The sequence below is a fragment of the Streptomyces himastatinicus ATCC 53653 genome, assembly GCF_000158915.1.
GTDB classification, from domain to species: domain Bacteria; phylum Actinomycetota; class Actinomycetes; order Streptomycetales; family Streptomycetaceae; genus Streptomyces; species Streptomyces himastatinicus.
Genome location: NZ_GG657754.1, coordinates 1,479,400 through 1,480,459 on the forward strand (window position 1 = coordinate 1,479,400; position 1,060 = coordinate 1,480,459).

General features: G+C 73.3%; 1 protein-coding gene. It reads left to right on the forward strand.

The genetic code is table 11. From position 1 onward, the window contains the following. Positions 1 to 1,060 (forward strand): Ig-like domain repeat protein (locus SSOG_RS53295; RefSeq protein ID WP_167542465.1); only part of this gene is annotated, 1,060 nt, incomplete at both ends.

A 1,060-nucleotide genomic window follows, 5' to 3' on the forward strand; every position in this document is an offset into this window, starting at 1 on the left:
GGGCACCCCGACCGGCACCGTCACCTTCGACTTCGGCGACGGAACACCCGCCGTGACCGCTCCCCTCACGGGCGGCACGGCCACGGTCGACCACGCCTACGCCGACCCGTCGGACACCCCCTACACCGTCACCGCGACCTACAGCGGCGACACCCTCTTCGTACCCTCCAGCGGAACGGACACCCAGACCGTCGGCGAGGCGGCGACCACCAGCACGGTGACCTCCGCGCCCGACCCGTCCCAGCCCGGGCAGCCGGTCACGGTCGTCGCCCATGTCGCGCCCCTGGCACCGGGCGCCGGTGCGCCGACCGGCACGGTGACGTTCGACTTCGGCGACGGCAGCCCCGGGACCGTGCTTCCGCTGTCGGGCGGCGCCGCCACCGTGGACCACACGTACACGGACGTCGGCGGAAGCCCGTACACGATCACCGCGACCTACAGCGGCGACACCGACTTCACCGGCTCGAGCGGCACCGACACCCAGACCGTCGAACAGGCCGCGACGACCACCGGGCTGGATCTCGCGCCGAACCCCTCGGTCGTCGGACAGCAGGTGACCGCCACGGCGACGGTCACGGCTGTGCCGCCAAGTGCGGGCACTCCCACCGGAACCGTCACCTTCGACTTCGGCGACGGCAGCCCGGCCACCACGGTCCCCCTCACCGGCGGCGCCGCCGGTGCCACGCATACGTACACCGGAACCGCCGGCAGCCCCTACCAGGTCACCGCCACCTACAACGGCGACACCAACTTCACGCCCTCCACCGCGACGGGCGGCCAGGCGGTCGGACAGGCCCATACGACGACCGCCGTGGTCTCCGCGCCCGATCCCTCCGCGACGGGCGAGGAGGTCACCTTCACCGCCACCGTCACCGCCGTGGCACCCGGCGCGGGCACCCCCACCGGCACCGTCACCTTCGACTTCGGCAACGGTGGCCCGACCACCACGGTCCCCCTCACCGGCGGCGCCGCGACCGCCACGCACGCGTACGCCGACACCGCCACCTACCCCGTCACACGCCACCTACAACGGCGACACCGACTTCACCACCTCGAGCGG